Origin of the sequence: Microtetraspora sp. NBRC 16547 (genome assembly GCF_030268965.1) — a bacterium.
Classification (GTDB): Bacteria; Actinomycetota; Actinomycetes; order Streptosporangiales; family Streptosporangiaceae; genus Microtetraspora.
The window spans coordinates 61,246-85,909 of sequence record NZ_BSSE01000004.1 but is presented as its reverse complement, the minus strand read 5'-3'; the positions used below and the strand labels follow the sequence as shown (position 1 = coordinate 85,909).

20 protein-coding genes are annotated in these 24,664 nt (G+C 70.5%); 7 read left to right on the top strand and 13 right to left on the bottom strand.

Translation table 11 applies throughout. From position 1 onward, the window contains the following. Position 1: 1 nt before the first annotated feature. From QSK17_RS07845 to QSK17_RS07830, 4 genes are all read right to left on the bottom strand, one after another. Positions 2-1,357, bottom strand: a complete 1,356-nt coding sequence (locus QSK17_RS07845; RefSeq protein ID WP_285703844.1) for a cytochrome P450 — start codon at positions 1,355-1,357, stop codon at positions 2-4. A gap of 809 nt (positions 1,358-2,166) precedes the next feature. Then, positions 2,167-3,564: an RDD family protein gene (locus QSK17_RS07840; protein ID WP_285703843.1), complete on the bottom strand. Its 1,398-nt coding sequence runs from the start codon at positions 3,562-3,564 to the stop codon at positions 2,167-2,169. Positions 3,565-3,812: 248 nt separating this feature from the next. Further along, on the bottom strand, positions 3,813-5,285 hold the full coding sequence (locus QSK17_RS07835; protein WP_285703842.1) for an AAA family ATPase: 1,473 nt from the start codon (positions 5,283-5,285) through the stop codon (positions 3,813-3,815). A gap of 8 nt (positions 5,286-5,293) precedes the next feature. Beyond that, positions 5,294-6,088 (bottom strand): phosphotransferase, encoded by a 795-nt coding sequence (locus QSK17_RS07830; RefSeq protein ID WP_285704161.1) that lies wholly within the window; start codon positions 6,086-6,088, stop codon positions 5,294-5,296. An 83-nt stretch (positions 6,089-6,171) separates the two neighbouring features. On the opposite strand from QSK17_RS07830, the gene QSK17_RS07825 reads away from it, so the two are divergent. After that, complete coding sequence (locus QSK17_RS07825; protein ID WP_285703841.1) at positions 6,172-6,387, top strand: EF-hand domain-containing protein; 216 nt, start codon at positions 6,172-6,174, stop codon at positions 6,385-6,387. Positions 6,388-6,394: 7 nt separating this feature from the next. Here QSK17_RS07825 and QSK17_RS07820 read toward each other — a convergent pair whose 3' ends face one another. Next, entirely contained in the window at positions 6,395-7,561 is a 1,167-nt protein-coding gene (locus QSK17_RS07820) for an NAD(P)/FAD-dependent oxidoreductase (protein WP_285703840.1), read from the bottom strand. Between the two features lie 83 nt (positions 7,562-7,644). Here QSK17_RS07820 and QSK17_RS07815 point away from each other — a divergent pair, with 83 nt between their 5' ends. From QSK17_RS07815 to QSK17_RS07790, 6 genes are all read left to right on the top strand, one after another. Continuing rightward, a complete protein-coding gene (locus tag QSK17_RS07815; protein WP_285703839.1) occupies positions 7,645-8,334 on the top strand; it encodes a helix-turn-helix domain-containing protein in 690 nt (229 codons plus the stop codon). Positions 8,335-8,630: 296 nt separating this feature from the next. Further along, positions 8,631-9,803 (top strand): homogentisate 1,2-dioxygenase, encoded by a 1,173-nt coding sequence (locus tag QSK17_RS07810; protein WP_285703838.1) that lies wholly within the window; start codon positions 8,631-8,633, stop codon positions 9,801-9,803. 80 nt (positions 9,804-9,883) lie between these two features. After that, the gene (gene fahA / locus QSK17_RS07805; protein ID WP_285703837.1) at positions 9,884-11,110 is read left to right on the top strand and encodes a fumarylacetoacetase; all 1,227 of its coding nucleotides are present in this window, start codon (positions 9,884-9,886) and stop codon (positions 11,108-11,110) included. A gap of 26 nt (positions 11,111-11,136) precedes the next feature. Next, the gene (locus QSK17_RS07800) at positions 11,137-12,408 is read left to right on the top strand and encodes a L,D-transpeptidase (protein ID WP_285703836.1); all 1,272 of its coding nucleotides are present in this window, start codon (positions 11,137-11,139) and stop codon (positions 12,406-12,408) included. An 86-nt stretch (positions 12,409-12,494) separates the two neighbouring features. Beyond that, a complete protein-coding gene (locus tag QSK17_RS07795; protein ID WP_285703834.1) occupies positions 12,495-12,926 on the top strand; it encodes an NfeD family protein in 432 nt (143 codons plus the stop codon). A 2-nt stretch (positions 12,927-12,928) separates the two neighbouring features. Then, entirely contained in the window at positions 12,929-14,023 is a 1,095-nt protein-coding gene (locus tag QSK17_RS07790) for an SPFH domain-containing protein (protein ID WP_285703832.1), read from the top strand. Positions 14,024-14,099: 76 nt separating this feature from the next. On the opposite strand, the gene QSK17_RS07785 is transcribed toward QSK17_RS07790, so the two are convergent. From QSK17_RS07785 to QSK17_RS07750, 8 genes are all read right to left on the bottom strand, one after another. After that, positions 14,100-15,782, bottom strand: coding sequence for a GTPase (locus QSK17_RS07785; protein WP_285703829.1), 1,683 nt, complete (start codon positions 15,780-15,782; stop codon positions 14,100-14,102). Further along, the gene (locus QSK17_RS07780) at positions 15,779-17,551 is read right to left on the bottom strand and encodes a GTPase family protein (RefSeq protein WP_285703828.1); all 1,773 of its coding nucleotides are present in this window, start codon (positions 17,549-17,551) and stop codon (positions 15,779-15,781) included. Before QSK17_RS07780 ends, QSK17_RS07785 begins: the two co-directional genes overlap by 4 nt. A gap of 614 nt (positions 17,552-18,165) precedes the next feature. After that, positions 18,166-19,668 carry a sensor histidine kinase gene (locus QSK17_RS07775; protein ID WP_285703827.1) on the bottom strand — a complete coding sequence of 501 codons (1,503 nt, stop codon included), beginning with the start codon at positions 19,666-19,668 and terminating at the stop codon, positions 18,166-18,168. Continuing rightward, on the bottom strand, positions 19,643-20,332 hold the full coding sequence (locus QSK17_RS07770) for a response regulator transcription factor (protein ID WP_285703825.1): 690 nt from the start codon (positions 20,330-20,332) through the stop codon (positions 19,643-19,645). The genes QSK17_RS07775 and QSK17_RS07770 overlap by 26 nt, the downstream gene beginning before the upstream one ends. Positions 20,333-20,406: 74 nt before the next feature. Then, positions 20,407-21,066, bottom strand: a complete 660-nt coding sequence (locus tag QSK17_RS07765) for a hypothetical protein (RefSeq protein WP_285703823.1) — start codon at positions 21,064-21,066, stop codon at positions 20,407-20,409. A gap of 42 nt (positions 21,067-21,108) precedes the next feature. Further along, a complete protein-coding gene (locus QSK17_RS07760) occupies positions 21,109-22,362 on the bottom strand; it encodes an ABC transporter permease (protein WP_285703821.1) in 1,254 nt (417 codons plus the stop codon). Continuing rightward, positions 22,359-23,141 carry an ABC transporter ATP-binding protein gene (locus QSK17_RS07755; protein WP_285703819.1) on the bottom strand — a complete coding sequence of 261 codons (783 nt, stop codon included), beginning with the start codon at positions 23,139-23,141 and terminating at the stop codon, positions 22,359-22,361. The genes QSK17_RS07760 and QSK17_RS07755 overlap by 4 nt, the downstream gene beginning before the upstream one ends. Then, positions 23,138-24,346, bottom strand: coding sequence for an efflux RND transporter periplasmic adaptor subunit (locus QSK17_RS07750; protein WP_285703818.1), 1,209 nt, complete (start codon positions 24,344-24,346; stop codon positions 23,138-23,140). The genes QSK17_RS07755 and QSK17_RS07750 overlap by 4 nt, the downstream gene beginning before the upstream one ends. Positions 24,347-24,664 lie beyond the last annotated feature (318 nt).

The window sequence follows — 24,664 nt, the reverse complement described above, 5'->3', positions numbered from 1 at the left end:
ATCAGGCGCGCTCGACCGGCACGAGGGTCATCTGGACGTTCTGGTTCGGCCGCAGCGACGAGGCCAGCCGGGGGGTGACCTGCGACGCCGAGCGCAGGACCGGCCGGTACTTGCTGAGTATCCCACCGACGAGCAGCAGCGCCTCCAGCATGAACAGGTGCTGCCCGAGGCACTGGTGCGGCCCGCCACCGAAAGGCACGTACGCCCAGCGGTTCCGCCGCTCCTCATGCTCCGGGGCGAAACGCTCCGGGTCGAACTCGAGCGGGCGGTCCCAGAACTCGGGCAGCCGGTGCGTCAGGTAAGGGCTGACCATGACCGTGGAGCCCGCCTTGATCGTCACGCCGCCGATGACGTCGTCCTTCACCGCCATGCGCGGCAGGAGCCAGCCCGCCGGATAGAGCCGGAGCAACTCGCTGAGGAACATCTTCAGGTAGCGCAGCTCGGGCAGGTGCTTCGCGCTGATCGGGTCACCCCCGACCACCCGGTCGATCTCCTCGTAGACCCGCGCCGCGAGGTCGGGGTGCTTGTCGAGGGCCACCCACACCCAGGTGAGCGCGGTCGCGGATGTCTCGGTGGAGGCGCCGTGCATGCTGACGACGTCGTCCCGGATCTTCTTGTCGCCGATCTCCCCGAGCTCCCCGCCGCGCGCGCGGCAGACGATGGAGACGACGTCACGATCATCGTTGTCCTGGTTGCGGATCTCCTTGATCCGGGCGTACGCGACCTCGTTGATCGTCTTCACGGAGCGCTCGAACGCCTTGTCTCCCGGCAGCGGGAAGCCTCCCGGGACGAACGGCAGGACCAGCCGGATCGCCTTGGCGGTGACGGCGGTGTCGTATGCGGGAACGAGCTGGGCGATGTCCTCGCGGGAGATCTTGTCACCGAAGAAGAGCCGGACGATCGTCGGGTGCACGATCTGGGAGATGGCGGTGACCAGGTCGAACGGCTCGCCAGGCCGGATCGTCTCCTCGATCTGCTCGGTGAGGATCTCCGCCATGTTCTCGGTGAGCGAGTCCACGTACTTGGCGGTGAACAGCGGCTGAAGGATCTTGCGACTTTCCTTCCAGGTGTCCCCGTCGGAGAGGATGCCGTCACCGATCAGGGGCTTCAACGGATCCCAGAACATGCCCTCGCGTACGTAGTTCGACCAGTTGGCGCGCAGGACGTGCTGGACGTGGTCGGGATGCGACACCAGGTAGGGCTTGAAGGGACCCATGTTGAGGCGGACGAGTTCGCCGTTCGCCTCTTTCCCTGCCTCCTCGAAGGCCCGGATTGGGTCGCGCGTGTACCGTGTCAGCGAACGGTAGAAGGGAAGCGTCCTGGGCTCGCGAGCCACCTCGGTCACACCGGTTGACATTTCGACTTTCTCCCAGCAGGAATTCATAAGCGCTGCATACAACGCCCACGGTCGCCTCACCGACAAGGTCGGCCCAGGCGCCCCGAGGGCATCGCGTCACGCGCCACCATTGCGCTCGACGTGGGTCGGTACTCGAATAGGCCGCTATGACGCCGCCCAGCCCCGTCCGTACCTCCGCTTTCCCTCGCCCCTCCTGCCGCGTTCCGCTGTGCGATTCCCCCTCGCATCACGGACACCTTGCGCGCAGTATCACATGATCAACTCAACCAAATCAAGGTCAATGACCATGACACTTTTGTGAACTCATGAGCGACATGCAGAGTTCACGGGGATTTGTCCGAATTGCGCCCTCAATCTGGTGGAAGGCGTGCACGGAAGGCCGCGTAGCGTGACCGGCGTGCCCAAGGACGACCAAGCGCGGCGGGCGGCACTGCGGCAGGCGGGATCGCGGCGGGGACAGCGAGGTGTCGAGCGACGTGTGGGGTGGGCACGCCTGGGCATGGGAGGTGCCCGGATACCGGAGGCGTTCAGCTCCGGGCAGCAAAAAGGCCGGACCTCGTGGCCCGGCCTCTTCGAGAGGTGTCGCTCAGTCGCTTGGAGGCGTACTGCTGGTGCTGCTGGACGCTCGGTGCGTCAGGCCGTCGTGGTGATCAGGACAGCGAGTCCCAGAAGGACGACGACGGGGATCATCCACATCACGACCTCGCCGGCGAATTCCTTGTACATCGCAAAGTTCTCCCTCTGGGATATGAAACTGACGTAGCGCCAGCATATTCGGTCGGCGGCGATGCTCGAAGGCCACGTCCCGCTCAGCCGGCGTCTCCTGCGTCCACCATGCCCGTTCCGCCTCTTCCGTACCAGTCCCCTGGTGTTCCCCGAGGTCCATGTCGTACGTCGCCTGATCGTCGTGCGCGGTGGTTCCGGAGCGGTGTGAGACGCGGTGAATGAAAGCCCCGGGTGCGTACGACAGCGGTGCCCGCCGCGAGGTCATGGAGGGCGCGGCCGTCCGAAGCGAGCAACGCCACTACGGCGTCCGCGATCAGAACGACCAACCCGGTCTCGGGCAGCAGTGCGAGGATCGGGAAGACCAGCGCGCGCAGTGCCGCCCGTCTCCCCCGCAGTCCGTGCGGACGCCGGATACCGTCCGGCCCCGCCACCGCACCCGCCCCGGTGGCGCCCGGCAGCGCAGGGCCGCCCGCCACGACCGGTGTGGTCGCTACCGGGTCGGCGCTCGGACCCGCGAGCACGTCCACGACGAGCCTTGTGATCATGGGACCTGCGGGGACGACCCGCAGGCCGAGCAGCCACTGGCCGAGCGTCCGCCCCCGCAGCACATACTGCGACCAGAAATAGAGAAAGCTCGCCAGCATGATCGCGTGCGAGCTCGGCTCGAAGTCGAGCGGCCACGAGGCCACCCGGTTGAGCACCCCGTACTCCAGGCTGGGCCCGGAGACGCCGGGGATCACGGACAGCAACCCTCCAAGAACGGCCCCCAGGATGTGGACGACGATCAGATAGTCGACCAGGAGCGCCACCGACCGCCGCCAGGCCATACCTCTGTGCTCGTACGGCACGGACGCCCCGCGGGCGGGAAGGACGGCGACGGGCGCCATGGACGCGGCGAACATCCCTGGAAAGACGGGGAACTGCGTGCCCGGTCCACTCGACATGCCCGGTCCACTCGACATGCCCGGCCCGCTCGGCGTGGTCACGACCGCGAGCGGGAGCGGCGCTCGCGGCCCGCGTGGCGTGAGCATCGACGCGAGCAACACCAGTAGCGCGGCTGCCAGCCAGGCCGTCTCCGCGCTTCCCCAGGCGTCGGCCACCTCGGCGAACCAGGCCCTGCTGAGCATGGGCACGGGGCCGCACGCTGCGCTGTCGAAATAGCTCCACGTGAGCGGCCGGAGGACCGCCATGAGGGCGAGCACGGTGGCCGCGCGCCGTCCGGGCACCAGCGGATCCCCGGAGCCGCGACCGGCGAGAAAGGCCCCGACGACCAGCAGCGCGGGAACCGCCCACATCTCGGAGGCGTCCAGGATCCTCTCGATGTCCGTCCGGGCCGGTGACAACAGCCCATCCGCCCACCCGGAACCGAACCCCCAGCCCAGGCACAGAGCGCCCGAGACGCTCTCGCCGACCTCGGATTGGAACCGCCACCACTCCCAGGTGGGGTACCCGGCGGCGGCGACCGCCCCCAACCAGGTCACAAGCGCGGCTCGCGCGGCCCATAAGGGGATCTTGACTCCCATAGGGGCGAAACCCTAATGATCACATCAAGGCGGCGGCAACGCCCACGATCATCATGACGAGCGACACGGCGGCGACCACGCTTCCGGCGATCACCGCCGTTCTGCGGCCGCGCCGTACGCCGAGCACGTACAGCACCAGATCACCATGGCCCGCCCCGCTTGTATCCCACCCGGAATCCACTGGCCCCGCGCACGAGGGCTTCGCCTCAAACCTCTCGGTAAAGATCGGCCACGTGGACGAGCCGCACCTCGTCGTCACCCAACGCGAGATCGCGAAGCTCATCAGTGAATCCCGCCGCGCTGAAGAGCATCAGCCGTGTGGCGGAGGCATCGATGTCCGCGCGGCCCTGGAGCACCTCACGGATCCGCCGTAGACGTTCCACATGGCCCAGTCCGACGCGCTCTCCCCACTTCGCCTCACCGATCGCCAGCAGTGGACGCCTGCTCCCCGTCGCGGATCCGGTCACCACCACATCCACCTCGTGGCTCGTGCGACGTGCCGCGTCATTGACGACCCCCCGACCGACATGCGACGGCGAGGCCGCGAAGGTATCGGGAGCCGCGTAGAACTGGGCCCAATCACGACACAGCGCCTCGAAGTGCGGGCCGACGACCCGCCCGCGAAATCTGTCGCCGCTCTCCTCCCACACCCGGGCCGCCTGACCGGCTCGGTCAAGCCGGGACCATTCCGGTCGCATGACCGCGTGGTAGAAGGTCACGAGCGGCTCGGCGATGCAGTACGTCGTGCGTGCCGCCCGGAAGGTGTCCTCCTCGCGTCTGACGAGTCCCGCGTCCTCGAGAACTGTCAGGGGATGTGCGAGGTCCGTCGCCTTACGTCCGATGAAGGACGCGATGCCGCTGCGCGCATTGCTGCCGGCCGCGATGGCAGAGAGCACGGAGTGGTACAAACCCTGGTCCCGAAGGTTCGGCTCCTCTGCCAGCAGGTGACGCGCCTCACGGAAGAGCGGGCTGTCCCTGTCGAGGACGTTCCGTACGATCCACGGCCCGAAATCGCTCAGGCTCTCCGGCCGATCTCCGTGCAGGAACTCAGTGCGGTAAGCAGGGGTTCCTCCCACCACCGAGTGGGTCAGCGCGGCCAGGCGTGGGTCATCGATCTCCCAGAAACGCGCGGCAAGGCGATAGTCGAGGGTGGGAACCACCATTTCCAGTCCCGCTCTGCCTCGCAACGGAGCGTTTCCGGTGAGGAGCCTGCCCATGAAGGACATCGCCGAGCCACACAGCAGCAGCCGCGTACGCGACTGGGTTCGTTCGTTCCGATTGGGCGCGTACGCGCGCTGGATGATCGAGGGCAGCGAGGGCGTCGCCTGGACCAGATACGGAAACTCATCGATGACCACCGGAGTCGGCCGGTCCCGCCCCACCGCGAGCAACCAGTCGACCGCCTGGTACCAGTCGTTGAGTCCGATGGCCGAAGGAAGCCCCAGGTAGTCGGCGAGTTCGGCGCCGAGCCTCGCCAGCGTCTCCGTCTCGGTCGCCTCCGTGGCGGCGAAGTAGAACCCGCCCGCCACCCGGCACAGAGCGTCGAGGAGAAAGGTCTTGCCCTGCCTGCGACGACCGTAGATGACCCCGATGGTCGCTCCTTGGGCAGGATTCCCCACAAAGCGGGCAAGGGAGGCCCACTCGCTGTCCCTGTCGAACATGTGGGCGGGCTTGTCCACGACTCCCCCTAATAGATAACTACAGTTATTATAACTGTAGTTATAGCTTGTGGCGTGGATGCGGGAGGACAGCGCCGGGCACGGCCGTGACAGTGTTCTGGCAGCGGGTTCTGGCAGCGGCGGCCGGATAGCGGCCGCACCAGGAGCAGACGGCGGTCTTCGCACTGGTAGTCGGCGAGGGCTTCGAACATCGCGCGTCGGCCGACGCCGGCGAGTATGGGGTTCTTGACGCGGTAGTAATGCTCGGCCATCAGCCCGAAGCACAGCGCCCAGCCGCGCCCTCGCGCCCACGTCACATCGTCGACATCGGACACCTCACGGAACAGACCGCGGGTCTCGGCCGAGAACAGGGTCCAGGCGACCATCATGTCGCATGCGGGATCGCCGACGCCCAGCCCGCCGAAATCGATGACGGAACTGAGCTTCCCCTCCCGGACCAGCAGGGTTCCCGGCAGCAGGTCACTGTGGATCCAGACGGGTTCGCCGTCCCACTGCGGGAGCCGGAGGACTTCTTCCCACGCCGCGGTCGCGGCATCTCCGTCCACCGTGCCATCCGCGCCCAGGTCGCGGATGGCGGCCCGGACGTCATCGTCACGCGTACTCACGGGCCCGCCACGAAAGGACGCCGGTCCGCCGGTGGCGTCGGCCCGCCGTAGGGCCGCCCCGAAGCGGCCCAACTCGACTGCCGCGTGGTGCCGGCAGAGCGGACCGTGAAGGCCACGGCCAGAGCCGCGTCCATCCTGTGGGCAGCGTGCACGACACCGTCGTGGGCTTCCCGCAAAACGGCACCGATAGTGACTTATCCGGCTATCGTGCTGCTCGCCAACGTGAACCGACAGCCGGGGACGCTCTCGGACGCCGACGAGCCGCCGGGCGAGGAGAAGACATGAGCGAGTACGCGGCGACGTTCGACCTCGTCGACAGCGACGATGACGGCCTGATCTCGGCCGAGGAACTGGTGCGCCTCATGGAGGTGCTCGGCGAGCGGATCACCGTCGAGGGCGCCCAGGGTGTGATCGCCAAGGTCGACACCGACGGTGACGGCCTCATCGACATCGACGAGTTCGGCGCCTGGCTCCAGGGCGGTCGCCCGCTCGCCTGACAGAGCATCACGCACCCAGCAGCGGATCGGTTCCGCCGCTGGTCCGCAGGCCCCGGGACGGCACGCGGTGGTGGAGGCCGAAGCGCGGATCCACCTCCCGCGTGCCGTCGAGGATGTCCGCCACGTACGCGGCCAGAGCCGGCGCGTGCTTGAAGCCGTGCCCGGAGTCGCCGCCGAGCAGCCACATCCCGTCGGACACCTCGGCGATGATCCACTCGGCGTCGCGGGTGAGCGTGTACTGGCAGACCTGGCTGTACAGCACCGGCGCTCCGTATAAGGAGGGGAACCTGCGCCGCAGATAGTCGCGGGCCAGCTCCTCGCTCCCGGGTAGGACACAGCGACTGCCCTCCTGGGGGTCGAACGGCTCCCCCTCGACGTCGCTGGTGACCTTCATCCCGAGCCCGTCGACGTCCCCGTGGCCGTACGCCGATCCCTCGTAGTCGCAGAACGCGGGCAACGGCGGCGTGGACCACGCCGGTGGCACGTCGAAGTGCAGCGTGTCCTGCCGGGTCACCTCCACCTCGACGTCGAACAGCCTGGGCAGCCACCCGCCGCAGGCCCACACGACCCGGTCCGCCCGCGACACCTCGCCGTCGACGACGATCGCCGGCCGCCCGGACCCTCCAGCGTCGCCGTCCGGATCACCTTCCGGGCCGCCGTACGGCAGGGCCCTGGCCCGGACGAGAGTGACCCCGGCCGCGACGGCGAGCCGGGCCATGACCTGGGTGGCGCGGCGAGCCCGGATCAGCCCGGCCTCCGGCTCGTACAGCACGAACGCCAGGTCGTCCCCCTTGAAGTCAGGAAACCGACGTCCCGCTTCGGCCGGGTCGAGGAACTCATGCGGGATGTCGAGATTTTTCATCACCTGGGCGCTGGCGCTCTCCCAGCCGTTCTCCCGCCGGGCGAACCACATGAGCCCGGCCTCCAGGTACAGCTCCTCGCCGGTCCGCTCGCCGAGTTCTCGCCAGGCGTCCCTGGCCTGCCTGGCCATCCGCGCGTACCACTCGTCGGAACCGTGCGCGGCCCGCAGCAGCCGCGTCTCCCCCGCGCTGGCCTGCCGGACATGTCCCGGGACGTACTGCTCGACCAGCGTCACCCGCCAGCCCGCCTCCGCCAGGCGCAGCGCCAGCGACGTCCCCCAGATGCCCGCTCCGACCACGATCGCCGTCTTCACCCGTCCCACGGTGGGCGATTTCCGCCCGGCTCACAAGAGCGGGCCGAACCCGGCGTCCGACCAGAAGTGGTGATAATGCCAGCATGATGGCGGCGGAATCGGCACAGACGCTGGAGCGGGGGCTGCGGCTGCTGCGGCTGCTGGCCGACGGGAACCGGGGGCGCACGCCCACCGAGCTGGCCCAGGAGCTCGGGCTGAGCCGCCCGGTCGTCTACCGGTTGATCACGACACTGCAGAACGAGGGCTTCGCCCGGCGTGACGCGGACGGACGGGTCCATCTGGGCTTCGGAGTGCTCGTGATGGCGCAGGCCGTACAGCCCCTGCTGCGCGCGGCCGCGTTGCCCGCGCTGCGCGCGCTCGCCGAGCAGGTGGGGGCCACGGCGCATCTCACCGTGGCGGAAGGCGACGACGGAGTGGCCGTCGCCGTGGTCGAACCGTCATGGACCGACATGCACCTCGCCTATCGCGAAGGCTCCCGGCACCCGCTCACCCGCGGAGCGGCCGGGCTCGCCATCCTCGCCCTCCGCGAGGAGGCGGCAGGCGCCGTGCGTCCGAGCGATGAGGCGGGGCCGGAGGGGACGGCGCTCCCGCCGTTCCTGGTGACGGAAGGCCAGTTGCAGGAGGGCGCGCGGGGGATCGCCGCGCCGGTCCGGGGGCTTCCGTGGCTGGAGGCGTCGGTGGGGGTCGTCACCTTCGGCCTGCTCGACATCGAGACGGTCGGCCCCCGGGTCGTCGAGGCGGCGCGCGAGCTGGCCCGGGCCCTCGCCCATTGATCGCGCTCCCGTCCTGAAGGCCGGGGTCTCGCCCGTGCCGTTCGCGGGGCGCCCCTCCGCCCGTGCCGTTCGCGGGGCACCTCTCGCCCGTGCCGTTCGCGCGACACCTCGACGGTTTTCCCATTCGCCCGGTCGTGCGCCGGGGGTGCGCTGGCTCCCTCGGCTTCCGGGCCCTGCCCGCAATGACCAGATAAGTCGTCTCTTTGTGCTTCAAAGGGTTTGACATCTACGCGGCAATGGCGGATCGTCGTACGTATAGAGGACACCGACGTCCGCATTCCGTACGCGGAGGGCCAATGCCGTACTACCGTGTCGTGGGCGATGTGCCACGCAAGCGCCATGTCCAGTTCCGTCGTCCGGACGGCGGGCTCTATGCGGAGGAGCTCATGGGCGAGGAGGGCTTCTCGTCCGATTCCTCGCTCCTCTACCACCGTCACCTGCCGACCGCGATCGTGAAGGCGGAGGCCGTCGATCTCGCCGCCCCCGGCCTCACCCCGAACCTGCCCCTCTCCCCCCGGCACTTCCGCACCCCGGATCTCGCCTCCCGCGGTGATCTGGTGACCGGACGGCAGGTGCTCGCGGGCAACTCCGACGTCCGCATCTCGTACGTCGCGACCGACACCGCCAGCGACCTCTACCGCAACTCGATGGGCGACGAGTGCGTCTACATCGCGAGCGGCCGGGCCCGCTTCGAGTCGACATACGGCGTGCTGGAGGCGGCCGAGGGCGACTACGTCGTGATCCCCACGGGCACGATCCACCGCTGGGTGCCGGCGGGCCCGCTCACCGCGCTGGTCGTCGAGGCGGCCGGGCACATCCGCCCGCCCCGGCGCTACCTGTCCGCGTACGGCCAGTTCCTGGAGCACGCGCCGTACTGCGAGCGCGACCTGCGCGCGCCCTCCGAGCCGCTGCTCGTGGACGGCGACGAGGTGCAGGTGCTGGTCCGGACCCGTGGCGGGCTGACCCGGCTGACCTACGCCCACCACCCCTTCGACGTGGTCGGCTGGGACGGCTGCCTCTACCCGTACGCGTTCAACATCCACGACTTCGAGCCCATCGTTAAGCGGACGCACGCGCCGCCGCCGGTGCACCAGACGTTCGAGGGGCCGGGCTTCGTGATCTGCTCGTTCTGCCCCCGGCCGCTGGACTTCCACCCGGACGCGGTGCCGATCCCGTACAACCACCACAACGTGGACTCCGACGAGCTGATGTTCTACGTCGGCGGCGACTACACGGCGCGCCGGGGCTCCGGCATCGACATCGGCTCGATCTCGCTGCACCCGGCCGGGTTCACGCACGGGCCGCAGCCGGGCGCGGTCGAGGCCATCGTCGAGGCCGTACGACAGGGCCACTCGGAGACGAGCGAGATGGCCGTGATGATCGACACGTTCCGCCCGCTGGACCTGGGTTCGGCCGCCCTCGCGTGCGAGGATCCGGCATACGCCTGGACCTGGGCCACCACACGCTGAACGACCTGACAGGGCCACTGACAGGGCCACTGACAGGGCCACTGATAGAGCCACTGATAGGGCCGACGGAGAGGACGACGGTGACGCGAAGCTGGGTGCCGGGAGCGGACGAGTCGCTCTTCGGCCTGGACAACCTGCCCTACGGCGTTTTCTCGCGCCCCGGAGAGGCGCCGCGGGTGGGCGTGCGCGTGGGTGACCACGTGCTCGACCTCGCGCCCGTGCTACACGACGAGGTGTTCGCCGCGCCCAGTCTCAACCCCTTCCTCGCCCGAGGCCGTACGGCATGGCGGGAGACGCGCGCACGTCTGCGGACCCTCCTCGCCGACGAGAACGGACACGCGGGCGCGCGCGGGAGCGCCGCCTCGACCGGCGGGAACCGGGCCGTCGCCGAGCCGCGTCTGATCCCGCTCGACCAGGTCACGATGCACCTGCCGGTCGAGGTGGCCGACTATGTCGACTTCTACGCCTCCCTGGAACACGCGTCCAACCTCGGGCGGATCTTCCGCCCGGACGATGAGCCGTTGAAGCCCAACTGGCGGCATCTGCCGGTCGGCTACCACGGGCGGGCCGGAACGGTCGTCGTCTCGGGGACCCCGATCAGGCGGCCGTGCGGGCAGCGCATGCCGGGGCCGTCGTTCGGCCCTTCGGTCCGGCTCGACATCGAGGCCGAACTGGGCTTCGTGGTCGGCACGCCGACCCGGCTGGGCGAGCGGGCCGGGGCGTTCGAGGACCACGTCTTCGGGGTCACCCTGCTCAACGACTGGAGCGCCCGGGACATCCAGGCATGGGAGTACGTGCCGCTCGGCCCGTTCCTCGGCAAGTCCTTCGCCACCTCGATCTCACCGTGGATCACGCCCCTGGAGGCCCTCGAGGCGGCGCGCGTCCCGGGCCGCGAGCAGGATCCGGCCCCGCTGGACTACCTGCGCAGGAACGCCCCGTGGGGACTCGACCTCACGCTGCGCGTCGACCTGAACGGCGAGACGATCTCGACGCCGTCGTACCGGGACATGTACTGGACCCCCGACCAGATGCTGGCCCACATGACTGCGAACGGCGCGTCGCTCCGCACCGGCGACCTCTTCGCCAGCGGGACGGTCTCCAGCGAAGGCGCCTTCGGCTCGCTCATCGAGATGACCTGGAACGGCGCCGAACCGATCAAGCTGGCCGACGGCACGACGCACGCCTTCCTGGAGGACGGCGACACGGTGACGATCGCCGCGACCGCCCCGGGCGGGATCGGGCTCGGCGAGGTCACCGGGAGGATCATTTCCGCCACGGACAGTACCTATACTGCTACGGAGTGCTAGATCGGCACCGAGGAGGCAGGCAGCGGATGCGCTTCGTGGCGTGGGCGACGACCGTTCTGCTCCTCCTCACCGGCTGCTCCGCCGTGACCGCGCCCGTCGAGGAGCCGACGCGCGTCATGCCCCGCATCACGATGTCCCCGGTCGCCGGCGCGGCCGCGGCCCGGCCGGACAAGGGGCTCGTGGTCAAGGCGCACGACGGCACGCTGACCGCCCTGGCGGCCTACGCGGGTGGCACGGCCGTGCCAGGCACGTTCAACGCCTCCCGCACCGTCTGGCGGTCCGACTGGACGCTGGCCCCCGACACCGAATACGTCGTGAACGCCATAGCGAGCGCCACCGTGGGGGGCGCCCCCGGCGGCGGCACGGCCCAGCTGATGGGCCGGTTCCGCACCCTGCGCCCGCAGCGCCCGATCGACGTCCTCTCCATCACGCCGAACGAGCACGAGACCGTCGGCGTGGGGATGCCGATCATCGTGATGTTCACCCAGCCCGTCCAGGACCGCCGGGCCGTGGAGCGGGCTCTGGAGGTCCGCGCGACGCCGATCGCCACCCCCGCCGCGTACGGCCAGCACGACACCAAGGCGTACACGAAGGCCTACACCGGCCCGGTGGACGGCGCGTGGCACTGGTTCAGCGACAGCCAGGTCGTCTTCCGCACCAGGAAGCTCTGGCCGGCCCGGCAGAACGTCGTCCTCACCGCCCACCTGTCGGGTGTGCGCTCCGCCCCTGGCACGTACGGCACGGCCGACCGCACGGTCTCGTTCGCCGTCGGCCGGCGCATGGTCAGCACGGTCGACACGCGCACCCACCAGATGGTGGTGCGCAGGGACGGCGAGGTCGCGCAACGCATGGCCATCAGCGCCGGCATGGCCACGACCAGGGAGTACACCACGACCAGCGGCGTCCACCTGACGATGGAGAAGGGCGACCCGGTCCGCATGATCTCGCCCGGCCGGCACAAGGGTGATCCCGGATACTACAACGTCATGATCGGGCACGCCGTGCGGATTTCCAACAGCGGCGAATACGTCCACGCCAAGAACAACGTGTGGGCCCAGGGGCGGGCCAACGTGAGCCACGGCTGCGTGAACGCCCGCCCCGACCAGGCGGCCTGGTTTTACGACAGCGCGCTGCGCGGCGATCCGGTCGTCGTCACGGGGACCGACCGCGCGTTGGAGTGGAACAACGGCTGGGGCTACTGGCAGCTTCCCTGGGACGCCTGGATCAAGGGCAGCGCCCTGCGCGCCCCGGAACCGGTCCGGGCCTTCGTCAGCTTGATCCCCACCCTTAAATCCTGAAATATCACGTGTAGCCAATACAGAGTTAATGTAAAAGAAGGAACCCCTACGAAACGGGATCCGTTTATCGCTATGGAGGCGAGGAAATGGACTCGTGGATCATCTGGCTGGTCCTGGCCGCGGGGCTGGGAGTCGCTGAGATCTTCACGCTGACCGCCGCTCTCGGGCTGATCTCCGTCGCGGCGCTGCTCACCGCGGGGGTCGCGGCCATCGGGTTCCCCATCGGCATACAGCTCGTCGTCTTCATCGCCGCCTCGGTCGCCGGGGTCGCCGGAGTCAGGCCGATCGCCCGCCGCCACCTGACCCAGGCGCCTGCCCGGCAGTTCGGCGTGCCCGCGCTCGTCGGGCGGCCCGCGTACGTGACCCAGGAAGTCACCGGGCGGGACGGCCGAGTGCGCATCGGCGGCGAGGAGTGGTCGGCCCGCGCCTATGACGAGACCCTCGTCATCCCCGCGGGTGCCACGGTGGACGTCATCGAGATCGAGGGGGCGACCGCCCTCGTCTATCCACGGGAGTGAGCATGGACCCATCCGTCATCGCGGGAATCATCGTCGCCCTGCTGGTGGTGTTCGTCGTACTGCGATCCGTCCGGATCGTCCCGCAGGCCCGCGCGGGCAACGTGGAGCGGCTCGGCCGGTACAACCGCACGCTCGGGCCCGGCCTGAACTTCGTGATCCCCTTCGTGGACCGGGTACGGCCGCTGATCGACCTGCGTGAGCAGGTGGTCTCGTTCAAGCCGCAGCCGGTGATCACGGAGGACAACCTGGTCGTCGACATCGACACCGTGCTCTACTTCCAGGTCACCGACCCGCGCGCGGCGGCGTACGAGATCGCGAACTTCATCCAGGGCGTGGAGCAGCTCACCGTCACGACGCTGCGCAACGTCGTCGGCGGCATGGACCTGGAGAAGACGCTGACCTCGCGCGACACCATCAACAGCCAGTTGCGCGGCGTGCTCGACGAGGCCACCGGCAAGTGGGGCATCCGGGTGAACCGCGTCGAGATCAAGGCGATCGACCCGCCGAGGACCATCAAGGAGGCGATGGAGAAGCAGATGCGCGCCGAGCGGGACAAGCGCGCCGCCATCCTCACCGCAGAGGGTCTCCGGCAGTCGCAGATCCTCACCGCCGAGGGCGAGAAGCAGAGCGCGATCCTGCGGGCCGAGGGCGAGCGCACGTCCCAGATCCTCAAGGCCGAGGGGCAGGCGCAGGCGATCGACAACGTGTTCCAGGCGGTGCACCGCAACGATCCAGATCCCAAGCTGCTCGCCTACCAGTACCTCCAGGTCCTCCCGCAGCTCGCCAACGGCCAGGGCAACACGTTCTGGGTGATCCCGAGCGAGGTCACCTCGGCGCTGCAGGGCGTCTCCAAGGCGTTCACCGAGGCGCTGCCCCGCTCGGCGGCGACCCGCGACCGCGAGGAGCGGGCGCAGGAACTCGTGGCGGGGACCGAGGCCGTCGCGGAGGCCGAACGCGCCGCCGCAGAGGCGAAGGCCGCGGCCGAGGACAGCGAGATCACCGTCGGTCTTCCCCATCAGATCGAGACGGCCCGGAACCCGCTGCCCGACCCGCTGGACGCCGCCCGCAGGCAGGCCGACCGCGCCACCGACACCTGAGCCGTGCCGGTCGGACCGGCCGTGCCGGCCGGTCCAACCGCGGGCGGCGTTCAGCGTGATGGTTCAGCGTGATGGTTCAGCGTGATCTGGCCAGGGTGACCCGCTCGACGAAACGGCGGTAGCGGTCCAGCTCCCCGCTCACCGGGGCCAGCACCAGCCGCCCGGCCACGTCGACGATGCTCGCGCGCAGGGCGTCGGCGGCTCTGCGCGCCCTGCGCCGCCCGCCCAGCCAGGCGAACACGCGGCACGCGAGCGCGACGGCCAGTCCCGCGGCCGCCCCTCCCAGCAGCAGCACGGTCGGCCACGGCACCTCGCCCACCGACGGCGTGGGCGGTTCAGGCAGCATGAGCGCGGCGACGGCGAGCAGGCTGAGCAGCCAGGCCGCCCCGGCCATCAGCGCGGCGAAGATCAGCCACTGCACCGCTCCCATGGCTCGCCACCAGCGCGGCCGTCGCGACACGCCCAGCGAGGTCCGGGCCACCGCCATGTCGAGGGCGTCCCCCAGTTCGCCCACATGCGAGCGGGCCGCGTGCCGGACGGCCGCCGCCCACGGCTCGGGCACCCCCTGGGCGGCCTCGGCGCCGACCTCACGGATCGCCGTGTCCACCTGCGAACGCTGTACGGCGGTCGCCGCCGGCACCGAGGTCCGTCCCGGCGTCCCGACCACGCCTTCGATGTGGAGCCGGCGGAGCGGGTCGGGGCGCAGCTTCCGCAGCCAGCGCGTCACCGGCCATCCCGTCGCGGCGACCGCCCGGTGCCGGTGCGCCTTCGCCACCGCCTCGACGACCAGCGGCACGGCCGCCGCCACCTCCAGGGCGCCGACCAGCGGCCCGATCAACGACCCGGCCAGCGCCTCCCCCGATCCGACCGGCTCCCGGGGTCCCGGCACGATCCACCCGGCACGGGTTCCGGTTCCGGCGCCGGAACCGATGCCGGTTCCGATGCCGGCGGTGTCGTCACCGCCTCCCGCCAGGGCACCCGCGGCCGCGGCGGCGTCGGCCTCCAGCCGCGACGCCCACGCCGTACGACGGGATACCTGGGCGGACAGCGCCGCACGCAACTCCGGCAGGCCCTCTCCGGTCACCGCGGACACCCCCACCACCCGGACCCTGGACAGGCCGTCGACGGCGAGGAGCGAGCGCAGATCCGTCAGGCACCGGTCGACCGCGCGACGCGGCAACCGGTCGATCTGGTTGAGCACGATCAGCATGACGTCCCGGTGCCGGGCCAGTGGCCGGAGATAGCGCTCGTGGACGGCGGCGTCCGCGTACTTCTGCGGGTCGAGCACCCACACCAGCAGATCCACCACCGCGACCAGGCGATCGACCTCGAGGCGGTGGGTCAGCTCGATCGAGTCGTGGTCCGGCAGGTCGAGCAGGATGAGCCCGGAAAGGCCGCCGCCGTCCACCGAGTGCCGCCGGGGGACGTCGAGCCAGTCGAGGAGCGGCCCCGCCCCGGTGGCGTCCCAGAGCGCGGCCTGGGCCTGCGCGGTCGTGGGCCGGGTCACCCCCACGTCGGCGAGCGACGTCCCCGACAGGACGTTGAACAGCGACGACTTGCCGCTTCCCGTCGCTCCGGCGAGGGCGACGGCGGTGTGGTCGACCGAGAGACCGCTCCGCGTGCCCGCCCGAGCCACCACGCCTCTGGCCTGCTCGATCACCGCCGAGCCGAGCCGTCCCTCGGCCAGGTCCGCCGCCTCGGCGAGGGCGGCGAGCCGGTCGTCCAGCGAGACGCCGGCCCTGCCCAGCCTCAGCTTCACCGCGGATCACCGGAAGGTCCGCTCTCCCCGCGGTCCGGGGTCGGCGCGACCGGGAGCTCCCCCTTCCGCTCCGCTATGGCCCTCGCGGCGACCCGCAGGTTGGCCGAGGTCTCCTCGGCGGGACCGATGCCGTCGAGCAGCGCGGCGAAGCGGGCCAGTTCGTCGTCGAGTACGGCCCGGACGCGCCTGTGCAGATCCGCGCGGGCCTGGTGGGTCAGCGTACGGACCGCCTGGTCGCCGAAGATGGCCTCCAGCAGCTTCTGGCTCACCAGGCTGCTGCCTCCCGCGATGCCGATCTCGATGCCGGTGATGCCCCCGGTTGAGGCGAAGGCGACGAACATCAGCATCAGGCTGAGGGCGTTCACGCCGAAGGAGGCGGTCCTGGCGGCGAAGCGCTTGTTCGCGCCCTCGGTGCGTACGAGTTCGAGCACCTCTCCCTGCCAGGCGCGCACCGCTTCACCGGCCGTGACGCGCAGCTCGGGCGACGCGCGGCCGAGCCGCCCCGCGGCGGCGACGCCCGCGCGTTCGAGCAGGTCGCGCCCGGCGGGCATGGCCAGCCAGGACTCCACCGCACGCTCGGCCGCCCCTTCCGCCGACGAGCGGATCAGCGACTCGACGCCGGTCTCGAGCGCCACCCGGAGCTCCCGATCCGGGGCCGGCCGCCCCCGGACGAACGCGACGATCCGGTCGCGGACGCGGCCGACGCGGGACTCCAGGGCGCGCATCAGGTCGCCGGTGCCGATGAAGTCCTGCCACCGGGCCAGCACCTCCCCTCTGAGCAGCGACCCGTCCCGCATCCCCTCGTCGAAGGCCGACATCGCCGAGTCGTACGACTTCTCGGCGACATCGCGCAGGACCGCGATGCCCTCCCGCTGCCGGTCGGCGTGCTCGGCGAGCACGGGCACCCGGGTGACGAGGCTGTCCAGGGCGCCGGACAGCGTCCGACGTACCACTTCGGCGCGGGACCGCGCGTCGGCGGACAGGGCGGCCAGCCAGTCAGTGATCGGTTGTACGGCCTCAGCGGGCAACCGCGCCTTCTCCGAGGGGAGGACCAGCTCGGGAACGCCGAAGAGGGGCGTCCCGGCCAGCCCGTTCTCCCGGAGCAGGCGTTCCAGGTCCGCGGTGACGGGGGCCATGGCCTCGGTCGGCACCCGTTGCAGGACGATCGCCAGGGCCGTGCTGCGCTCGCGGGCGCTGCGCAGGAAGCTCCACGGGACCTCGTCGGCGTAACGGGCCGCGGTGGTGACGAACAGCCACAGGTCGGCGGCGGCGAGGAGTTGCGCGGCGAGCTCGCGGTTGGCCGTGACGACCGAGTCGATGTCGGGGGCGTCGAGCAGCGCCAGTCCCGGCGAGAGGGCGTCCACCACGGCCACCTTCAGCGTCCCCGGCTCGCCGGGTCCGGGGCCGGTGACCCTGGGGAGACCGGGGAGGACCCGGGCGGACATGAACCACTCCGCGTCCTCGGGCCCGGCCACGAGGGTGGGCGCGAGGGTGGTCGGCCGGAGCACGCCGGGCTCGGTGACGTCAACCTGGGTGATGGAGTTGACCAGGGTCGACTTGCCCGCGCCGGTGGAGCCGCCGACGACCGCCAGCAGGGGCGCGTCGATGGCCGCCATCCGGGGCAGCAGGTAGTCGTCGAGCTGCCCGGTCAGCTCCTTGAGCGCGCGACGATCAGCCGCGACGTCCCCGATCTCCAGAGGGAACAGGTCGTGATCGAGCTGATGTCGCAGCGTCCCGAGGGCTTCAAGCAGCCCGGCACCGCCCGCCATACCCTCGGATCTTCCCGCAGCGACCCCTGCTAAATGCCGAAATACGGGAACTTTCTTACACAAAGCCGTACAAAAGATGATGCATTAGGATTTTACGGTCATTCGCGAACGAGCGTTCCCGCCTGCGGGATCAGCGACCAAGGCCAACTCGCTCTTCACGCCCTGGACCTGCTCCGCGACAACGGTCTTCACAGCCGCAAGTCCGCCATCCACGCCGTCGTGGCCCCCACCGCCCTTCGCTCAACCCGACCGGTCATGGTCCGCATCTCTGCTGAGGACGACCACGTCGCCGGCGATACGGCCACGGCTGAAACCTGCGCCCTTCGGGAACCGCGTGCGGAGCCCCTTGATCCCTCGCCGACGTCCCGTGCACTGCACTGGTTGGGGCCGCAGCGTCCGAGGCAACGCCTGCCCAGGGACGTTGGGCAACAAGGTCATGCTCCTGGCACCACTCGCAAGGAAAGACATTAAAAGGCCGGATTTGATAAGTACAATTAGCTCTTCGAGAGACGTATCAAGTTGCGACTCGCCCGTGCACACAGGAGGTTCGGTGGCAGGTAGGGGCCGCCCAAGCAGCTGATACCTGATCCAGGTGTGGGATACCGCACTTCGGCTCAGCAGGCCGGGAGGCGGACCTGGAAGACCGCCCCGCGGCCGGGCGGGGAGTCGGCGGTGATGGTGCCGCCGTGCGCGTACACGAGAGCGGCGGCGATGGACAGGCCGAGCCCGGTCCCGCCCGTGTCGGCCCGGCTGCGCGCCGGATCCGCCCGGTGGAACCGTTCGAAGACCCGCTCGACGACCTCCTCGCGCAGGCCGGGCCCCTCGTCGGCCACCTCGATCACGACCGTCTCGCCGTTCCCGGAGCCGTCGCCGGGCAGCGTCCCCACCCCGACCTGGAAGGCCGTGCCGGGCGGGGTGTGCCGGAGTGCGTTCTGCACCAGGTTGCCGATCACCTGGCGGATCCGGTGCTCGTCTCCGAGCGCCTTCACCGGCCCGTCGGAGCCGTCCAGCCGGACGAGGTCGATCTCGCGATCCGGGGCCAGCGTCTGCGCGTCCAGCACGGCGCCCGCCGCCAGGCTGAGCACGTCGACTGCCCGCCGCTCCAGCGGGCGCTGCTGGTCCAGCCGGGCGAGCAGCAACAGGTCGTCCACAAGCAGACCCATCCGGGCCGCCTCGTCCTCGATGCGGCGCAGCACCACCGCCGGGTCCTGGGAGCGCTCCTGCCGGTACAGCTCGGCGAACCCGCGGATCGACGTCAGCGGCGTGCGCAGCTCGTGCGACGCGTCGGCCACGAACCGGCGCATCCGCTCCTCGGACCGCCGCGCGTCGTACGCGGACTGGCGCGCCATCGCCTCCGACTTCTCGCGGTCGCGGAACGCCGCCTCGATCTGGGCCAGCATGCCGTTGATCGCCCGGCCCAGCCGTCCGATCTCCGTACGGCGGTGCCGCAGCGGGAGCCGCCGGGACAGGTCGCCGCCCGCGATCGCTTGCGCGGTGCGCTCGATCTCGCCGAGGGGGCGCAGGCTGCGCCGTACAAGCCAGTAGCAGGCCAGGCCGAGCGCGACGATCACGCCGAAGCCGACCCCGGCCACGATGACGATGAGCTGGGAGACGGTCCCGTCGATGTCGGCGAGACTGACCGCGACGACGCGGGTCATGCCGCCCGGCTCGCCGATGGCGACCACGCGCCACTGCCCTCCGGAGCGCGAGGCGGCGGTGAAGAGCGTGCGGCGCATCCGCTCGGTGGCATCGGACGTGATCCGGGGCAGGACGGGCGGATCGACGTTCGGGGGCTCCTGCACGGTCCGTACGGCGTTGCCCTGCGCGTCCAGCAGGACGATGTAGTAGAAACCTGGCTGCCGCTGGGGCCGGGTCCCGCTGGGGGCGGGCGGGATCCGGCCCTGCTCGCCCTGCGGATCGATCCGGGGCCGGGTGAACATCGTCAACTGCCGGTCCACCCGGTCGATCAGGTAGCCGCGCAGCAGTTGCACGGCGAAGCCGCCGGTGAGCGCGATCGCGAGCGTCACCAGCAGCAGCGTGGTTCCCACGAGGCGGAGCCAGAGAGGGGTGCGGGCGAGCCGCCGCTTGACCTCAGCGACGCGGAGCACGGAGGACATAGCCCACGCCGCGAAGCGTGTGGATGAGCTTCGGATCCACCGTGTCGATCTTCCGCCGCAGGTAGGAGACGTAGGACTCCACCACGTTGCGGTCACCGCCGAAGTCGTAGTGCCACACGTGGTCCAGGATCTGGGCCTTCGACAGTACCCGGCCCTGGTTGATCATGAAATAGTGCAGCAGCTTGAACTCGGTGGGCGAGAGCCGTACCTTCCGGCCGCCCCGCCACACCTGGTGCGCCTCCTCGTCCATCTCCAGGTCGGCGACCCGGAGCCGCGCGGAGGGGACGTCGTCGCAACGGGTACGGCGCAGCACGGCGCGGATCCGGGCGAGCATCTCCTCCAGGCTGAACGGCTTGGTCACGTAGTCGTCGCCCAGGGACAGCCCGGCGACCTTGTCCCCGGTCCCGTCCCGCGCGGTCAGGAAGACCACGGGGATCCGCCGCCCCGCCGCCCTCAGCCGGGCGCTGACCGCGAAGCCGTCCATGTCGGGCAGCATCACGTCCAGCACCATCAGGTCCGGCCGTACGCGCTCGGCGAGCTGGACGGCCTCCCGCCCGTCCGAGGCGGTCACCACCTCGAAACCGGCGTATCTCAGGCTCGCGGAGAGCAGTTCCCTGATGTTGGGCTCGTCGTCCACGACGAGCAGGCGTGCCTCCGGTTTCATTTGGTGTTCTCCCTTCGGGGGTCGGTCCGCGTCCCTGCCGCCCTGGTCGGCGGGGGCGCACGGGCCGGCTCTCGTTAGCGGTTCCTGGCGCTCTGGACGAGCGAGGTGGCGTCCACCGCGCCTTCCTCGTCGGTGGGGCCGGTGACGACGACCTGGCCGCCGACCTTGAGATCGGCGAGCTTTCCGGCCTTGGTGACCTGCACCTTCGTGTCGCCGCTGGTCCTCACCGTGACGATGGTGCCGCCCGCGGTCTGGACGTAGACCTTGGCGCCGTCCACGAGCTTGACCGTGCCGACGGTCATGCCGCCGGTCATGCCGCCGGACGCTCCGGCTCTGCCGGGCTGGTCCTGGCCGCCCTGCCCCTGCGGGCCCTGGCCCCGCTGGGAGCCCTGGCCGCCCCCGGGGAAGCCGCCGGGCATGCCGCCGCCGAAGCCGCGGCCCGTGCCGCCGCCGAAGCCCCCGGCGAGTCCGCGCGCGGCGCCGTTCCCCGCCATGGACGCGGCGCCGGACGGGGACGCCGTCCCCCACGCCTTCTGGGCCTGGATGCCGATGAGCACGCCCGCCATGAGCACCACGCCGGCGCCGAGCGCGAGGGTGACCTTCGACATCCCCCGCCTGGCCGGCCGCGCCTCCGGCTCCGCCTCGGGCTCGTCGCCGAACGGCGAGGTGTCCAGCAGCTCCGCCGCCGGCATCTCGGCCTCGGGCTCGTGCGCCCCGGCCTTCGCTCTGCTCATTTCATCTCCTGGTCTGGTGCTCGTCTCGGTCACCGCGCGGGGTCACTCGAAGCGCAGTGCCTCGATCGGGCGCAGCTTCGCGGCGCGGTTGGCGGGATAGCTGCCGAAGAACAGGCCGATGGCGATCGAGACTCCGAGAGCCAGCACGATCGACTGCGGCACGAGAACCGGCTGCACCCCGGCGATCGTGAACTGACTGCCCGCGACGGCCACACCGACCCCGAGCAGGCCGCCGACCAGGCTGAGCAGGGTCGCCTCGATGAGGAACTGGCCGAGGATCGCGCCCCGGGGAGCGCCGATCGCCTTGCGGATGCCGATCTCGCGGGTCCGTTCCGTGACGGTCACGAGCATGATGTTCGTGATGCCGATGCCGCCGACGAGCAGGCTGATCGCCGCCACCGCCGCGAGCAGCACGGTGAACGTTCCGGTCGCCTCGGTCACCGTCTCCTGCAGGCTGGCCTGGTTGAGGATCCGGTAGTCCGCGGTCGCGTTCCCCGTGATGTCGTGCCGCTCGTTGAGGACCGCGGTGATCTCCGCCTCGGCCGCGTCCGTCGCCTCGGCGCTCGTGGCCTGCACGACGATGCTGCCCAGCGAGCCGTACCCGGTCAGGCTCTGCTGTACGGCGGGCAGCGGGGCGACGGCGATGTCGTCGGCGTCCTGGCCGCCGGTCGAGCCCGACTCCTTGAGCACCCCGACGACCGTGAACGCGGCGCCCTGGATGTTGACCTTCTTGCCCACCGGATCGACCTGGCCGAACAGTTCGTCGGCGACCGTCTTCCCGATGACCACGACCTTGCGGACCGCCGTGACGTCCTGGTTCGTGAAGTACGCCCCCGAGGTCACCGGCTTGTTGGTCGCCTCGAAATAGCTCGGATATGTACCGACGACCTGGGAAATGCTGTGGCTCGCCCCTTCGTACGTCGTCGTGGCGGACGAGGAGGTCACGACCGGCGAGACGCTCTTGACGGAGGGCGCGTCACCGGAGGCGGCGATGGCGCGGGCGTCCTCAAGCGTGAGGCCGCGCGCCTGCGTACGCGGGCCGGCCGCGCCGCCGCCGCCACCGCGACCTCCCGCCGGGCCGCCGAACCCGCCCGAGAACGACGCGGAGACGGTGAGCGTGTTCGCGCCCAGGCTCTGGATGCGCTGCTTGATCGCGTCCGACGAACCCTGGCCGACCGCGACGAGCAGGATCACCGCCGCAACCCCGATGAGGATGCCGAGCATCGTCAGGACGCTCCGCATCTTGTTCGCGGTCAGGCCGCGTACGGCGAACCGGCTGATCTCCAGGACGTTCATCGCTCGCTCATCGCTCCCGTCGAGGATCGGTCGTCGATCAGCGGCGGCGGCCCGTCCACCGGCGCCTGCCTGCGGTCGTCGACGATCCGGCCGTCCATCAGCCGGACGACCCGCTTGGCATGCGCGGCCACGTCGTCCTCGTGGGTGATCACGACGATCGTCCTTCCGCTCAGGCTCAGCCGATCGAAGATCGCCAGGATGTCTTTCGTGGACGTGCTGTCCAGAGCGCCGGTCGGCTCGTCGGCCAGCAGCAGCGTCGGTGAGGTGACGAGCGCGCGGGCGACCGCGACGCGCTGCTGCTGGCCGCCGGACAGCTCGTTCGGCTGGTGTCGCACCCGGTCGGACAACCCGACCAGGCCCAGCGCCGCCAGCGCCCGCCTGCGCCGCTCGGCCGCCCGCACGCCGCCGTAGGCGAGCGGAAGCTCGACGTTCGCCAGCGCGCTCATCCGGGGGATCAGGTTGAACGACTGGAAGATGAACCCGATCCGCCGGTTGCGTACGCGAGCCAGCCTGACCTCGTCGAGGGCGCCCACGTCCACGCCACCGAGCAGGTACGTCCCGGCGGTCGGTACGTCCAGGCAGCCGATGATGTTCATCAGAGTGGACTTGCCGGAGCCGGACGCACCCATGATCGCCACATAGTCGCCGGGCTCGACGGTCAGCGAGACGCCGCGCAGGGCGCGCACGGCCGCCTCTCCCTCGCCGTAGACCTTCGTGACGTCGCGGATGAGAAGGACCGGGTCGGCCGCGGTCGCCGTGCCCTCGGCGGTTTCGCTCATCTGCCGGCACCCGATCCGCCGCCGCGCCCGGTCATGCCACCGGGCATCCCACCGCCACCGGGCATTCCACCGCCGCCGGGGAAGCCTCCCTGCATGCGGACCCCGCCTCCGGTGGATCCGCCGGTCCCGCCCGGCGTGACGGCTGGACGGACCACCTGGTCGCCCTCCTCTACGCCGGACTTGATCTCCGTGACGCCGTCGCCCGCGACGCCCACCTCCACGGGCTGGGCGGCCTGCCGCCCATCCCGCAGCACGGTGACGCTCGTACGGCCTCCGGCGGTGGTGATCACCGAGGTCGGCACGGTCAGGACGTTCTCCGCCTTGCCGACCACCACCTGGACCGTGGCCGTCTGGCCCAGCCGTACGCCGTCGGGGATCTCGGTGAGGGTGACGGTCACCGGATACTGCACGACGTTGTTGCTCGTGGCGGCGACCGGGTTGATGATGCTGACCCTGCCCTGGGTGGTCACCCCCGCCAGGGCGTCGAAGGAGATCGTGGCCGCCTGGCCGACCTTCAGCTTGGTGACGTCGGACTCGGTGAAGTTACCGACGATCTGCATCTTCGAAATGTCGATCAGCTCGATCAGTCCAGAGGAGCCCGACGAGCTCCCACCCGACGCGCCGCTCCCGCCGCCGCCCGATGACGCCCCTCCGCCGGAGGGGGCCCCGCCGCCTCCCGACGAGGATCCGGCGCTGTCTCCGACCACACCGTTGATCGCGGTGACCGTGGCGCTGAACGGCGCCGTGAGGACGGTCTCCGCCAGGGCCCGCTTGGCGCTCTTGTAGGAGTTGAGCGCCTTCACGTACTGCGAATAGCTGGAGGCGGTCGCCTGGCTCTCGTTCTGCTCCTTGGCCACGCTGAGGCTCGCGGACGTGGCGGCGAGGTCGTCGCGCTGCGAGGAGCCGTCCAACCGCGCCAGCGCCTGCCCCTTTTTGACCTTCTGGCCCTCTTTGACGCTGATCGAGGAGATGGTCCCGCTGGTACGGAAGTTGAGGGACCCGCTCCGGGCGCTCTCCAGGGAGCCGGAGGCCGAGACCGAGTCGAGGACCGTTCCCCGTCCCACGGTCACGGTCGAGGCACCGGACGCGCTCGCCGGGCCGGTGGGGCCCGCGAGGGAGAGGTAGGCGGCGACCGCGCCACCCGCCACCAGCACCCCGAGGGTGCCGTTCACGATGAGCGCCCTGCGCCTGGTCGACAGCTTCACGGGCCTTCACCTTGCCGGGCCGGGCTTGGGCCAACTTCGGACGAGCCTGAAGCTTTGCTGATAACTCCGCTCATGCGCGCCCGACGTCCGGCGACACGGGTTCCACAGGACAAAATGGGGGATTCCGCTGCGCCGCCCGGAAGCTCCGGTCCTTGCGAAGCCGCTCCGCCGGGCCTTCGCCGCAGTCCTCACTCCCGCCCGCTCCGCTCTTCTGTGGCGATTTGGGCGGATTTCGAGCTCGGGAAACGTCCGGCGCCGAGGCCGTACACAGACAACTCTCAGGCATGACTGAGCCTGGTCCGACCTGGCGCCGACACC